Here is a 12,662-nt window from a genome sequence, read left to right as displayed (position 1 = left end):
GTTTATGAGTTTAAAAGATTGGTTTCGTTCACAATATCCGGGTCTATTTCCTGAGGATACAGACAATGTGGTTTTGGAAAATAAGATTTGTTCTCTTTTCCAAAGGGTGAAGGAAAAGGAAGACACCATCCTTCCCCGAATGTCAAAAGACTTTGACACCCGCCTTTTCAACCTCCTCGAATCTGTCACCATCGACAAACCCAACCAAAAGATCTCCTTCACCTTCCGAGACTTAATCGAAAATCGAACGGTTCAATATTCCTTCTCTGCCGTCATGGCTTTAAGCCTTGTTTTTGTCCTTGCCAACCGGACTTCCCAAGAACCAAATCTTCCGGGAAATCAAGATACAGCGGGTGTAGTGATCGAACAAAACAACTACCAATACGAACCAACAAGCCTTGATCTAAATGAATCCTATCAAAAACGTGTGTTACTAGATCGTTTGCGATCTGCTCCTGGAGCGGTGTATGGACTTCGGGAATTGGAATTGTATTATGAAAAAACAGGAAGAGAATCGTCAGCAGATGAGTTAAGACTTCTCATCGAATCTGTAGAAAGATAATTCTTAAACAAATCCTTTGGCAAATTGGACGGCATCGCGGGAACGGATGTCGTCAGCCGAATGGAGAATGGCCAAAGCCAATTGTTCCATCCTCGCTTCCAGACGAAAACTTCCTCCACTCCTTTCCTTACTATCAGCAAGCCTCTTTAATTCAGAAAACCAAATTTGAATGGTTGTTTCGTCCTTTTTCAAAGGAGGGTGAAAGAGTCCTTCTCTCCATGCAAGGACAGGGACAAGTTCCTTCATCTCTTCTTCTTTTGAAGTGATCTCACTTGCCTTTTGGATGAGAGAAAGAAGGGGTGGCCAACGAACGATGGTATGGGGAAAAAGTTGAGGGTCATTTAAAAATGCAGTTCGGTAGGTTTCTATTCCCTCTCTTTCATTTCCCGTCATCACTTGTGTTTCGGCAAGGTAGTAGTGGAGGACTGGTGATTGTTTGTTTCCGCCATAGAGTAATACTTCCAAAGCCATTCCATAATCTTGGATTTTAATGAGACAAGCTGCCAGATCACGTAACAGATCTTTGTCGAGCGCATTGGCTCCTTCCCATTGGTAGGCAAGTTTCAGGTGGTCTCGTGCTTCTTTTAAGATGCAGTCTTGGGTGGCATAAAAACTATCAGTGGAATGGTACCCACGTTTTCGGATTTCGGATTCAAAATCGGCAAATAACCCGAGTAGGAGTTTTCCTCTATCTTTTCCTTCTCTTGTTTTTAGAATTAGATCAAGTCTATGGTCCCAAAAACTGGCAATGTAAAAACCGCTGATGGAGGCTAAATCAAGTGGGTCTCTGTCCAGAAGTACGGAATAAAGAGATTTTGCAGTTTCAAACTCACCATTAGAAAGATAGGCAAGTGCTTCTTCCGACTTCTGAATCATAAAAGAGTTAGTGTTGGCTTTTTTTATCGTGGTGTTTGCTTGTTTGGGAAAGAATTTTATCTTCCAATCCATCGATACAAACATATACATCTTTGTCTTGGTTGTGTGCGTTGAAATTATTGCCATCAGCATGTAACTTCATGTTAGAGTGGATTTCTCCATGAATGGCTTCAAATGATACTTCACAGGATACTATTTTTTGAACATATTTTGATACTCGTTCTAATTTTTCGTCCGCGTATTTTTCAGCGGCTTCGGATCGATCTAGATGTTTCCAGGTATAATTGATTTTCATAGTTTGTCCCAATTTGGTATGGATTGATTGTATTTTAGAAAAAAAGCAAACGTCAAATAAAAAAGAATTGAAGGTGAGTGTTTCTCGTCTTTAAGCTTGGAGGATGGGAAGTGAAGATAAAAAGGATGGGAAGGTAAATAAAACTGCAGCCAAAAAGAAAAAGACGAGTGTCACTGCAGCTAAAAAAACGGTAAAAGCCGCTCCTAAAAAAACAGCGAAAAAAATTGAGAATCCTCCTCCAAAATCGACTGTTCCAACCATTTACAACGATTCCAGATTTACCAAACACCCTGAATTTGCGCAGGAAGATCTCATTCGGGTTCTTGTACGTACCCCAAAAGAAGCCTTTGTCTTTTGGAAGTTTTCTGAAAAAACTTTAAAGAATCTATTAACAGATTTGGATTCTCCCTCTACCGATGAATTTCGATTTCGATTGAAGGTTGAATACAAAAATATCTTTGGAAGTGAACGAACAGAATTTTACGATCTTCTGCCCTTTACCGAATCGTACTACTTAAAATTTATGTTTCCTGTAAGAGAGATTCAAACTTCTATCATTGTTTCTTTTCACCAAAAGGAAGTATCCACTCTTCATTCATCGGGAAAGGATCTTCCTGGGGGAACAGAATCATTTCGATTGGATAAAGAATGGATCCATCCCCAATGGATTAGTATGGGACTTGTGGCAAAATCTGCCGGAAGTGAAGAGTATTATTTTAAAGATGGAGACGCCTCTGAGTTCTATGTGAATCCGAGAAATAGTGACCAAGGTGATCCCAATCGAGATCCAAACCGACCCTCATCAAGTTTTGGAAATGGTTCGGGATCTGGAAAAGGACTTTTGTAATGAATCATTTTTTAAAAGGGCATTTGGTTTTTGTTTTGCATGCCCACCTACCATTTGTTAGACACCCAGGATACGACACTCCTTTTATCGAAGAAAACTGGTTAAACGAAGCCATCCTCGAAACCTATATCCCTCTCATCCGAGTGTTTCGAAATCTAAAAAAAGAATCGGTTCGTTTTCGGATCACCATGTCCTTTACTCCTACCCTTTCTCTGATGTTGACAGATCCTTATTTGCAAAATCGGTTTCGAACTTATATCAAAAACCTGATCGGCCTTGCCAAAGAGGAAACCAAACGTAATGCAAAAGACCCGCACCTCCATTATCTAGCTTCCCGATACTTGGAACATTTTTTAGATACAGAATCCATCTTTGAAGAAGAGAATGGCGACCTCACCAAATGTTTTCTTCCCTTTGTAGAATCGGGGGAACTCGAACTGATGACAAGTCCCGCCACTCATGCCTTCCTTCCTTTTTATGATTCGGAAAGTTCGATCTTTCGTTCCCAATTGAAAAATGGACGAAGGACTTTTCGACGCATTTGGGGGAGAGACCCCAAAGGGATCTGGCTTTCGGAATGTGGATACACACAAAAACTAGAAGAGGAACTGGACCGGGAAGGGTTTCGGTATTTTTTTGTGGACACTCATGGAATCACACATGCAAGCCCCAGACCAAAATTCGGTGTTTATGCCCCCGTGGAAGTTGGGTATGGGGTTTTTGCTTTTGGACGTGATCCGGAAAGTAGCAAACAAGTTTGGAGCTCCATTGACGGTTACCCAGGAGACTTTCGGTACAGAGAATACTATCGGGACATTGGCCATGACCTCCCTTGGGAAGAAATTTCTCCTTATTTAAATTCCAATGGAGTCAGGATCAACACCAGTATCAAATACTATCGGATCACTGGGAAAACTCAGGACAAAGGATACTACCATCCGGACTGGGCGATGGAAGCTGCCGGAAACCATGCAGAAGATTTTTTAAGAAACCGCATCCGCCAAGCAGAACATTTATTTGAAACAAACAAACAACAAGCGGTAATTGTTTCTCCATACGACGCCGAGTTGTACGGACACTGGTGGTATGAAGGCCCACAGTTCATTGAATTTTTATTTAAAAAAATCCACTTCAACCAAAACACCATCCAACTCTCTCATCCTTTAGAAGCGACTCGTGCCCTCCCAAGGGTCCAATCAGTGGAAATGAAAATGTCCAGTTGGGGAGAAAATGGATATGGAGAAGTTTGGCTCAATCCAACCAATGATTGGATTTATCCTCTCATCCATTCTTTAAGCATTCGGATGCACAAGCGGGCTCATGAATTCGGATCCACTGGAACGGATTTACAAAAACGAATTTTAAAACAAATGGGAAGGGAACTCTTATTATTACAAAGTAGCGACTGGGCCTTTATCATGAAAACAGGGACGATGGTGGACTATGCGGTCCGTCGTACCAATGTACACACCAATCTCTTCCTCTCTTTGGAAGAGATGCTAAATGGTCAGGTGGATGAGGGGATCCTTGCGGCAGCAGAAACAGAAAACAATGCATTTCCCGACATCCGGATTGAAGATTTCTATTAGAATTCTTCTAAAAATTTCTTGCCTGGAGAAGGCCGGGTAAGAGGCTTAACTTAAATCGGAGGGTTTTATGTCGAATTCGTATCGTTTTCCCTTGGTTCTCGCGGTTCTCTTCTTTGCTGCCAATCTTTTGGTTTGCCGTTTTGTGCACAAAGAAACAACGGAAGGAGTGTTTCGGATGGATGATTCTGTCATTCGTTATACGGAAGCTTTGGAGGCCTCCGATGCACAAGAAACTTCTACCAAAACTTCCTTTGGAAATAACGGTCTTCTTTAGACCGTTTGTTTATTCTCACTTTTGACCAAACGATTCCTTTTGGTCAATACATCTCTTTACTTCGGTTTGAAGTCCACATTGTCCCAGTAGTCTTTTCCATAATCAAAAAATATTTCTGATCCTTCCGGGATTGTTTTTAACACTTTGAACCTAGCCGTTTTCCATCTGACGGATGTGATGAGTTCCGCATTGGGTTTTGAGGAGTGGTTGATATAACGAGTGTAATTGGACTCACGACCTTCCCCATAAATCCACCAGTCTTTACAGATCCAAAGTAGGTATTTTGAGTCTACGTATTTGTTTGATTCCGCTTGTTCATCGGTAATGATTTTACCCATGTAATAACCAACGGTATCTCCCTTGTATAATGTTTGTTTGGTGAATAGTCCCATTCCAATATTGGGAACAGAAGAAGGTTTTACGATAAAGTCACTTTCGGTATACACTACCGGTTTCCTTTTTTTGGCCTTCTTTATAGATTTCTTTTTCTTCATTTTCTTCCTATATGACATAAGAGGAAAACAATTCTACCTTGTAAAGCCATTGGTATTTAAGATTGCATGGTCGGGCTTCCGAACTTTAAGGGGAGAGGGGATCTATGAACCGGGAATCAGAAAAACTGCAGGAAGAAAAAACCAATGTTGTGAATCTAGCGATCTACCGAGCCAAAAAAGCTCTCGAACGAGACGGGTTTGAAGTGGTAGAAAATCCAGACGGAAAGATTACCCTTGTCATTCGTCTTGCGAAATAACACCCCCCTAGGATTTTGGATACATGACAGCTACACTGGAAGGCACCCGCATCGGAAACGGACAAAAACATTGTGTCATCGTTTCAAAGTTTAATGAATTCATTACTGAGTCTTTACTCAAAGGGGCAAAAGATGCATACAGACAACATGGAATCGCAGATTCCGATGTCACTGTCATCTATGTTCCCGGTGCCTTCGAACTCCCACAAACCGTAAAACGTGTCCTTGGGTCCAAAAAATACCAATTCTCTGCCATCGTTTGCCTTGGGGCTGTGATTCGTGGGGCCACTTCGCATTATGATTTGGTTTCTGGGGAAGCAGCAAAAGTAGGATCGGTGGCGGATGGATCTGTTCCTGTGATTTTTGGTGTCATTACCACTGAATCCATCGAACAAGCCATTGAAAGAGCCGGTACCAAAGCGGGAAACAAAGGATACGAGGCAGCCACAACAGCCATTGAAATGGCAAATCTTTTCAAAGAGATCGGATGAGTTCTAGACACCGCGGGCGAAGTCTTGCCCTAATGTGCCTCTACCAAATTGACCTCGTCGGAACCGATCCAGACAGGGCTATGAAATTCGATTGGTATGACAAAAAAATCACTCGTGAAGAAAAGGATTATGCTGTCTTTCTTGTGAAAGGAGTGGTCGAAAATCGAAAAAGCATCGATACTCTAATCAAGAAGTATTCGGAGAATTGGGAACTTTCGCGTATTTCCGTGGTCAACCGTTGTATTTTACGTTTATCAATCCTTAGTTTGCAAAAGGAACCTTTCCTTGCGGCCCCCGTTGTCATCAATGAAGCGGTGGAACTCACTAAAGAATTTGAAACGGATGAATCAGCGCAGTTTATCAACGGACTACTCGATGCCTTCTATAAGAAGGAGATCGTAGCGAAAAATCCCAAATAATAAAAAGAATGGATCCCATCCAAAAAAACCGGTTTCGCATTGAAGAGCAGTCTTCACAGCCAAGTTATTACCAGGAAGATCCATACTTACGGAACCTGGGTCGTGAAAAAGAAACCACTTACGAATCAGAAACCACCGCCCGCCGTCCTGTTTTATCTTTTCTTTTTTGGTCCTTCCTTGTCGCCCTAGTCCTTGGATTTTTGACCGCCGGGTATTGGTGGTATCTGGAGAAAAAAAAGAATCCAGAAGAAATCGCAAAAGCCTTAAAGAACCTTCCCACAGATAAAAAAGCTTTAAACCTTCTTGTGGATAAACCTTACCTTCCAGATGATTCCGTAAATCCGAAACTGGCGGCTTGCCTCAATGCCTATCATAATCGTTATGTGAATCGAGTGGGAAATGTTTGTGAGGAGTTTTTAAATTCACCAGGCGCAGACGAAGACAAATCCATTGCCCTTACCGTTCTTGGTGTGATGTATGATGAAGCCGGTCGTTATATCAATGCTATCGAACGATTGGAAAAAGCCATCCAATACGATTCCAAAAACTATTTTGCGTTTTATAATTTATCACTCGCATTCAAACATGCTGGGAAATTTGAAGAGGCAAGGCGTGCTGCGATGCGAGCCAAAGAAATTGCTCCGAATGACTACCGTGTGGCCCTCCTCCAAGGAAATTTATTCCAAGAGATTGGAGATCCGGCCAGTGCCATAGAAGCTTACAAAGAAGGACAGTCTTTGGCACCGGCAGATGTCACTCTTACTTACAACTTAGCCATTAGTTATTTGAAACAAGGAAATATCGCCGAAGCCATTTCTGAATTCCAAAAGGTAATCCAAACGGCTCCGAATTCCCAAACAGCGGTTTTGTCTTATGGCCATCTTGGTACCATCTTCTACCAAAGAGAAGATTATGATAGGGCGGAGTTTTATTTCAGAGAAGTGATTCGTTTGAAAACAAACGATGCCAAATCTTACTATAATCTTGGTTTGGTGTATTTGAAAAAGAAAGTGCCAGAAGAAGCGGCCAAATACTTTCAAAAAGCCCTCGATTCCAATGCCAACGAACCAGAAGTGTATCGTTACATTGCAGATGCCTTTCTATCAATGGGCCAAACCAATATGGCCATCACTGCTTTAAAAAAAGCATTGTTACTGAAACCCAGTGATGTGGATTCTCTTTTTGCTTTGTCAGAACTCTATTATAAAAAAGGGGAACTTGTCGAAGCAGAAAGTTTGTTTCGCCGGATCATTCGTCTCACCCCAGGGGATACATATTCGGAAACCGCTTATGTAAATCTTGGAATCATTTTGGATGAGATGGAACGTTATTCGGAAAGTATCACCGCTTTTGAAGGGGCCCTGTCTTTAAATCCCAAAAATCAATCGGCTTATTACAATTTGGGCCTAACCTATTTACATGCGGGAAAACCTACGATGGCCATTGAGTCTCTTCGTAAGTCGCAGGCACTTGATCCAAACCATGCACAGTCAAGGCTTGCCATTGCCGATTATTATTTAGAAAACCGATTTTATTCAGAAGCCATTGCCGAATATGAAGAAGCCATTGCTTGGAAACCGGAACTTTATGAAGCAAGATTGAAACTAGCAGATGTGTACATCCAAACCAAAAACTATCCGGCCGCAGAAAAGGTGTTAGTTTATGTTTTGGAAAATTCCAAAGACCCAAAAGAAATCAAACTCGCTCACAGAAAACTAGCACTGAATTATGCAAATAGTGGGAACTCTGGGCTTTCCAAAAAGGCCAAAGAAGAAGCATTTCGTGCAAGCCACATCGATCCTGAAGATATGGAATCAAGGCTTGTCCTTTCTAAAATTTTAATCGATTCCGGTTCCCTTGTGGATCGTGAAAAAGCGATTGAGGAACTAACGGTCATCACTCGTTCCGATGTGACACCTACCATTTCTTCTAAGGCACACAATTATTTGGGAGTTTGTTATTTTAAAAATGGGGAATTTAAAAGAGCACTCTCAAGTTTCCAAACAGCCATTGATTTAAATCCAAGTCTTACGGAAGCCTATGAAAACAAAAGGGCAGCTCGGGCTCAGTATGAAAAATCCTTGGAATCCAAAAAGAGAACTTATTTTTGAGTTTATTCGAATTTTCACGTCATAAAGAATTCCCAGAACATTATGAAGAATGCCGACTTACGGGTGTTCTTCGGTATCTTCCTGCAAAACAGAGAGAGTATGGGGATAGTTACTTTATGGAAGAATACAAGTCCCAATACAAAAAATCTTATTATGAAGATGAACCAAACTTACGGGTTATGGCAAAACGTCGGTTAGGGAATTTAGAATCGGTAGGGGCAAAACCAACAAATAAGTCCCTTTTGGAGATTGGATCGGCTGCTGGTTTTTTTTTAGATGAGGCAAGGACTGCCGGTTACCAGGCACGGGGCCTTGAACTTTCTCCGAAAGAAGTGGAATATGCAAAATTCACACTTGGCCTGGATGTAGACCAAACTTCGGTTTTGTCGGTGAAAGAAGGGGATTGGAAAGAATCGTTTGATCTGATCGCAGCTTTTTTTGTCATCGAACATATCGAAGACATCGAAGGGATTTGGAAACGAATCAACTCCTGGACAAGGCCCGGTGGCTTTCTTTATCTAGCAGTTCCTTCTAGTTTTGGCCCCAGTTTCCAAACAAATCCCAAGGAATGGTTTTCGACTCATCCCTCCGACCACTTTTTTGACTACTCTGTCCACTCATTGAAAAAACTCTTGTCAATCCTTGGCTTTGAAGTGAACTATGTTAGACCTATGTCGTATCACTCCTACCGGGATTTAGGCCTACGTGGCAAACTCCCCGAATGGCTGTATCGACTGTATGCAAACCAATTTGCCTATGGTGATACCATCGAACTAATCGCCAGAAAATTAAAACACTGAAATCCATTATGAAATTTAACGAATTACCCTTTCACGAGTCATTAACCAAAGCTTTAGAAAAAATCGGTTACACAGACCTCACTCCTATTCAAGCCAAATCCATTCCTTTTGCCATGGAAGGTCATGACCTCACAGGTCTTGCCCAAACCGGAACCGGAAAAACGATGGCTTTTTTACTTCCGACTCTCCACAGACTTTTGTCTGCGACAGAAGAAGAACCTTTGCCTTATGCCCTTGTCCTGGCACCCACAAGAGAACTTACCATCCAAATTGCAGAAGAAGCTAAAAAACTTTTAGAGTTCACTGACTTTGGTGTGGCCACCATCATCGGGGGAACGGATTACCGCTCCCAAGAACAGGCGTTAGGGAACAAGGCTTGTCTCATTGTGGCAACACCGGGAAGGCTCATTGACTTTGTCAAAAACCACGGCCTCTCTTTGGAAAATATCAAGGTAGTGATTTTGGATGAAGCGGACAGAATGTTCGATATGGGATTTGTCCAAGATCTCAAATACATCTTTCACAAATGTAAAAATAGAAAACAATCTCTTCTTTTTAGCGCTACCTTAAGTTACGAAGTGGTAAGGCTTGCCAGTAAGTATTTGAATGATCCGATTGAAGTTCATATCAATCCAGAAAAAGTTATCACCGAAAGAATCGACCAAAATTTACTCCACTTGGGACGGGAAGAAAAACTCCCTTACCTCGTAAACTCTCTGTTACACAATGAGATCGAAGGACTTGGAATCATTTTCACCAATTACAAGATGAACATTCCAAAGATCGTTTCGGTTCTTCGAAAATTTGGAATCACAGCCACAGGGCTTTCTTCTGAACTCGACCAAAAAAAACGAATTCGACTCCTCAGAGATTTTAAAGAAGGAAAGTATAAGTATCTCATTGCGACAGATGTTGCTTCTCGTGGGATCGATATCGAAAATATCGATGTGGTTTACAATTATGATCTACCACAAGATGCAGAAAACTATGTGCATCGAATTGGACGTACTGCCCGTGCGGGAAGAAAGGGTATGTCCATTGGATTTTGTTCTGAAACAGATTATACAGAACTCGAACGAATTGAACGTTACCTAAATTCCAAAATTCCAATCGGGGAAATTCGTGAAGAGTATTTGGAATTTCCTAAGGGAGAGTTCACACCTGTATTTGCTGATGAAGCCATTCCTGGTGAAAAAAAATACCAAGACCGGGAACGAGGAGATCGTGGCGGTCGTGGTGGAAAACCAAAACATGGCGGCGAACATAGATCAGGTGATAGAAATCAAAACCGTTCGGGAGACCGTGGACGTGGGAAAGGAAAAGGGGAAAAACACCACCCGCCTGCAAAGATGGCACACCCGCACCAACATGAGGGAGAAGGTGATCATAAACACCCGGCCAAAATGACCCACCATGAATTCAAACATGGCCACCATCCTAAGGATGGAAAGGGCAAAGGCCAACATAAGAAAAATCAATCTGGAAAACACCACCAAAAGAACGATCCAAGAAGAAATCTCTTCGATATCAACGAAGTGAAAAAATCTAAAAAACAGAAACTATCGATTTGGCAGCGAATTCTTTCTATCTTCAAAAAAGATTAGTCCTACTTTGTTTCTGTATTGTTTCCAATTCCGTATTTGCTGAAGTCGCCAAACTTCCGCTCTACGGAAAAGGAAACTACGTGGCATTTTCTGATTTGAAATCGATTTTGCCCGAACTTTCCACCAAACTAAAAAAGTTCACAAGAGTTGGTTCCATTTACACTCCCCAAGGGAATCTTCAATTCCGCCTAGGGTCTAGTTTTTATACCCTGGATGGAAAAATTTACAAAATCCCCAAAGCCATTTTAAAAAAAGAAGAAGATGTGTATCTTCCTTTGGATCTTGTGGAAGCAGTTTTACTCAATCTAATCTCTTATGATGTTCGTTACCAATTCAAAGAAACGGAACTTTGGGTTCTCATTCCCAAAGAACCAACTCCCAAACGAAACCTAAATGTAAAAGCCATAGTGATTGATGCGGGCCATGGAGGAAAGGACCCAGGAACTTCCGATCCAACCGGATACTATGAAAAGGATGTAAGTCTTGGTGTGGCTCGTTACACTTATTTGTACTTACGGAAGTACTACCCAGAAATTCGGGTGCAGATGGTTCGAAAAAATGATTCCTTTGTGGAATTAGAAGACAGGTCCAAATTGGCAAACCAAATCTTGCAGGACACAAGGGATGTGGTTTTTATTAGTTTCCATTGTAATGCTTCGCTTTCGGATAAGGCTGCTGGTTTTGAGGTCTATTACCTTTCGCAAAGTCCAAGTACGGAGGCCGCTCGTGAAACGGCCATTTTGGAAAACCGGTATGTGGGAAAACATAAGAACCCGGTTGTCTCCCAGATCCAATCTCAGATGTTGTCCAGTGTCACCCAAAGGCGGTCTAAGAAATTGGCAAGTTCTGTGGCTCTGCAGTATGAAAAGGCATTAAGTCCTGAGATTCCCTCTCGGGGTGTGAAAAAGGCAGATTTTTCCGTCTTGCGAGGAAGCCTTATGCCTGCGGTACTTGTGGAAATGGGGTATCTGACAAACCCAGAGGAAAGCAAACGTTTGCGGGACAAAAACTACCAAAAGAAAATTGCTCGCAGTGTCATCAAAGGAATCCATGAATACGCATCTTCAAAAGATTAAAGAATATCTTCGTTCTCTAAAAGAAATCATAAAAGACCTAATCATTCGGTTTTACAAAATCGGAACGGGGGAAACGAGGCTCACTCGTGATTTTATTTTTTTGTTTGCCTCTTGGTTTTCTTTACTGATCTTTTTTAGTTTTTTTATTTTAGCAGAACAAAACCCATTTAGACTTCTGGTTCCTTTCCAACTCTATTCTTATCCTTCTTTTGATCATAGAGAACCAATTGTGATTTATATTTCGAATGGAGAAGGGGAACAAATTCCCATCCACAGAAAGGTTTTAAAGCAGGAAGAAACGGGAGCATTTATTTACCAAATTGTAGGTGAAGTGGGATCACCACCTTACTTTGATTCTGTGGAAGCATTGGCTAAAGATGGTAAACTTTTTTCTCCTAAAAAACTTTTGGACATTCGATTTGCATTAAAGCAGTCCTGGTTTTTAGAAAAAAATTCAAAACTTGTGATCGATTGGAATGTAGAAATTTTACAAGATGTGATGGAAAAATATAGACTTCCTCGCACCAAATCGGAAGAAACTGGCGATTCTGAAGATGAAAACCCCAATGCTCCTGTTGATACCATTACCTATTATTCTGCTGGAACAGAAACTGGTCCTAAGGAATCAGAAGAGGTTGTGAACAAACGTAGGATCCTTGCTATGGAGTCCACAATACGTGCGTTAAATGCAAGTTTATTTGAAAACTTTAAAGACTTAAAAACAATCGAACATCACTTTTCCGGAGAAACAAGTCCTGTTTACCACTGGGAAACTTTATCTCCAGAAGCCAGTCGCCCTTAACTTTTTCGTTTTGGGTGTTTCCGCTTTTTAACCCTTCCGCCTCAAAAACTAGGATAATCCCTATTTGTTTTCCCATTTTTCAAAATTTGCTTATGGAAAATGGGGATTTGCCGATCATCGTATGGGGGAAATTAGAACTTTTTTTTAAAAAAAATAAAACGCTAA

Annotated in this window: 15 protein-coding genes; 12 read left to right on the top strand and 3 right to left on the bottom strand. The window is 41.4% G+C overall.

Annotation, left to right across the window (positions count from 1 at the left end; genetic code table 11):
* Positions 1-4: 4 nt before the first annotated feature.
* Entirely contained in the window at positions 5-562 is a 558-nt protein-coding gene (locus EHR01_RS06340) for an LIMLP_12425 family protein (protein WP_135693920.1), read from the top strand.
* A 3-nt stretch (positions 563-565) separates the two neighbouring features.
* Here EHR01_RS06340 and EHR01_RS06335 read toward each other — a convergent pair whose 3' ends face one another.
* Both EHR01_RS06335 and hpf read right to left on the bottom strand, forming a co-directional pair.
* Positions 566-1,438: a hypothetical protein gene (locus EHR01_RS06335; protein ID WP_135693807.1), complete on the bottom strand. Its 873-nt coding sequence runs from the start codon at positions 1,436-1,438 to the stop codon at positions 566-568.
* A gap of 7 nt (positions 1,439-1,445) precedes the next feature.
* Positions 1,446-1,733, bottom strand: coding sequence for a ribosome hibernation-promoting factor, HPF/YfiA family (hpf, locus tag EHR01_RS06330; RefSeq protein ID WP_004783901.1), 288 nt, complete (start codon positions 1,731-1,733; stop codon positions 1,446-1,448).
* Between the two features lie 103 nt (positions 1,734-1,836).
* Between hpf and EHR01_RS06325 the strand changes: the two genes are divergently transcribed.
* The 3 genes from EHR01_RS06325 (at position 1,837) to EHR01_RS06315 (ending at position 4,443) form a co-directional block, all read left to right on the top strand.
* Positions 1,837-2,580, top strand: coding sequence for a hypothetical protein (locus tag EHR01_RS06325; protein WP_135693806.1), 744 nt, complete (start codon positions 1,837-1,839; stop codon positions 2,578-2,580).
* Positions 2,580-4,169 carry a glycoside hydrolase family 57 protein gene (locus EHR01_RS06320; RefSeq protein WP_135693805.1) on the top strand — a complete coding sequence of 530 codons (1,590 nt, stop codon included), beginning with the start codon at positions 2,580-2,582 and terminating at the stop codon, positions 4,167-4,169. The genes EHR01_RS06325 and EHR01_RS06320 overlap by 1 nt, the downstream gene beginning before the upstream one ends.
* A gap of 67 nt (positions 4,170-4,236) precedes the next feature.
* Positions 4,237-4,443: a hypothetical protein gene (locus tag EHR01_RS06315; protein ID WP_135693804.1), complete on the top strand. Its 207-nt coding sequence runs from the start codon at positions 4,237-4,239 to the stop codon at positions 4,441-4,443.
* A gap of 56 nt (positions 4,444-4,499) precedes the next feature.
* On the opposite strand, the gene EHR01_RS06310 is transcribed toward EHR01_RS06315, so the two are convergent.
* A complete protein-coding gene (locus EHR01_RS06310; protein ID WP_135693803.1) occupies positions 4,500-4,937 on the bottom strand; it encodes an SET domain-containing protein in 438 nt (145 codons plus the stop codon).
* A 104-nt stretch (positions 4,938-5,041) separates the two neighbouring features.
* On the opposite strand from EHR01_RS06310, the gene EHR01_RS19195 reads away from it, so the two are divergent.
* Genes EHR01_RS19195 through EHR01_RS06275 form a run of 8 tightly spaced genes read left to right on the top strand, consistent with a single transcriptional unit; the run spans position 5,042 to position 12,497 of the window.
* A complete protein-coding gene (locus tag EHR01_RS19195; RefSeq protein WP_167482927.1) occupies positions 5,042-5,194 on the top strand; it encodes a hypothetical protein in 153 nt (50 codons plus the stop codon).
* Positions 5,195-5,217: 23 nt separating this feature from the next.
* Positions 5,218-5,685, top strand: a complete 468-nt coding sequence (gene ribH / locus EHR01_RS06305; protein WP_004783584.1) for a 6,7-dimethyl-8-ribityllumazine synthase — start codon at positions 5,218-5,220, stop codon at positions 5,683-5,685.
* Positions 5,682-6,104 carry a transcription antitermination factor NusB gene (nusB, locus tag EHR01_RS06300; RefSeq protein WP_135693802.1) on the top strand — a complete coding sequence of 141 codons (423 nt, stop codon included), beginning with the start codon at positions 5,682-5,684 and terminating at the stop codon, positions 6,102-6,104. Before ribH ends, nusB begins: the two co-directional genes overlap by 4 nt.
* Positions 6,105-6,112: 8 nt before the next feature.
* Positions 6,113-8,215 carry a tetratricopeptide repeat protein gene (locus EHR01_RS06295; RefSeq protein WP_135693801.1) on the top strand — a complete coding sequence of 701 codons (2,103 nt, stop codon included), beginning with the start codon at positions 6,113-6,115 and terminating at the stop codon, positions 8,213-8,215.
* Positions 8,212-9,015: a class I SAM-dependent methyltransferase gene (locus EHR01_RS06290; protein ID WP_135693800.1), complete on the top strand. Its 804-nt coding sequence runs from the start codon at positions 8,212-8,214 to the stop codon at positions 9,013-9,015. Before EHR01_RS06295 ends, EHR01_RS06290 begins: the two co-directional genes overlap by 4 nt.
* 8 nt (positions 9,016-9,023) lie before the next feature.
* Entirely contained in the window at positions 9,024-10,619 is a 1,596-nt protein-coding gene (locus tag EHR01_RS06285; RefSeq protein WP_135693799.1) for a DEAD/DEAH box helicase, read from the top strand.
* Complete coding sequence (locus EHR01_RS06280) at positions 10,583-11,695, top strand: N-acetylmuramoyl-L-alanine amidase family protein (protein WP_425269972.1); 1,113 nt, start codon at positions 10,583-10,585, stop codon at positions 11,693-11,695. The genes EHR01_RS06285 and EHR01_RS06280 overlap by 37 nt, the downstream gene beginning before the upstream one ends.
* Entirely contained in the window at positions 11,670-12,497 is an 828-nt protein-coding gene (locus tag EHR01_RS06275) for an LIC_10740 family protein (RefSeq protein WP_135693798.1), read from the top strand. Before EHR01_RS06280 ends, EHR01_RS06275 begins: the two co-directional genes overlap by 26 nt.
* Positions 12,498-12,662: the final 165 nt, after the last annotated feature.

The organism is Leptospira mtsangambouensis (assembly GCF_004770475.1).
GTDB lineage: Bacteria > Spirochaetota > Leptospiria > Leptospirales > Leptospiraceae > Leptospira_A > Leptospira_A mtsangambouensis.
The sequence above is the reverse complement of the archived record's forward strand: the minus strand, read 5'-3'. Positions and strand labels throughout refer to the sequence as shown.

Bases quoted from the DNA above. Each gene is read 5' to 3' on its own strand.
- EHR01_RS06340 (WP_135693920.1), top strand. From the start codon at position 5: ATGAGTTTAAAAGATTGGTTTCGTTCACAATATCCGGGTCTATTTCCT.
- EHR01_RS06335 (WP_135693807.1), bottom strand. From the start codon at position 1,438: ATGATTCAGAAGTCGGAAGAAGCACTTGCCTATCTTTCTAATGGTGAG.
- hpf (WP_004783901.1), bottom strand. From the start codon at position 1,733: ATGAAAATCAATTATACCTGGAAACATCTAGATCGATCCGAAGCCGCT.
- EHR01_RS06325 (WP_135693806.1), top strand. From the start codon at position 1,837: ATGGGAAGTGAAGATAAAAAGGATGGGAAGGTAAATAAAACTGCAGCC.
- EHR01_RS06320 (WP_135693805.1), top strand. From the start codon at position 2,580: ATGAATCATTTTTTAAAAGGGCATTTGGTTTTTGTTTTGCATGCCCAC.
- EHR01_RS06315 (WP_135693804.1), top strand. From the start codon at position 4,237: ATGTCGAATTCGTATCGTTTTCCCTTGGTTCTCGCGGTTCTCTTCTTT.
- EHR01_RS06310 (WP_135693803.1), bottom strand. From the start codon at position 4,937: ATGAAGAAAAAGAAATCTATAAAGAAGGCCAAAAAAAGGAAACCGGTA.
- EHR01_RS19195 (WP_167482927.1), top strand. From the start codon at position 5,042: ATGAACCGGGAATCAGAAAAACTGCAGGAAGAAAAAACCAATGTTGTG.
- ribH (WP_004783584.1), top strand. From the start codon at position 5,218: ATGACAGCTACACTGGAAGGCACCCGCATCGGAAACGGACAAAAACAT.
- nusB (WP_135693802.1), top strand. From the start codon at position 5,682: ATGAGTTCTAGACACCGCGGGCGAAGTCTTGCCCTAATGTGCCTCTAC.
- EHR01_RS06295 (WP_135693801.1), top strand. From the start codon at position 6,113: ATGGATCCCATCCAAAAAAACCGGTTTCGCATTGAAGAGCAGTCTTCA.
- EHR01_RS06285 (WP_135693799.1), top strand. From the start codon at position 9,024: ATGAAATTTAACGAATTACCCTTTCACGAGTCATTAACCAAAGCTTTA.
- EHR01_RS06275 (WP_135693798.1), top strand. From the start codon at position 11,670: ATGAATACGCATCTTCAAAAGATTAAAGAATATCTTCGTTCTCTAAAA.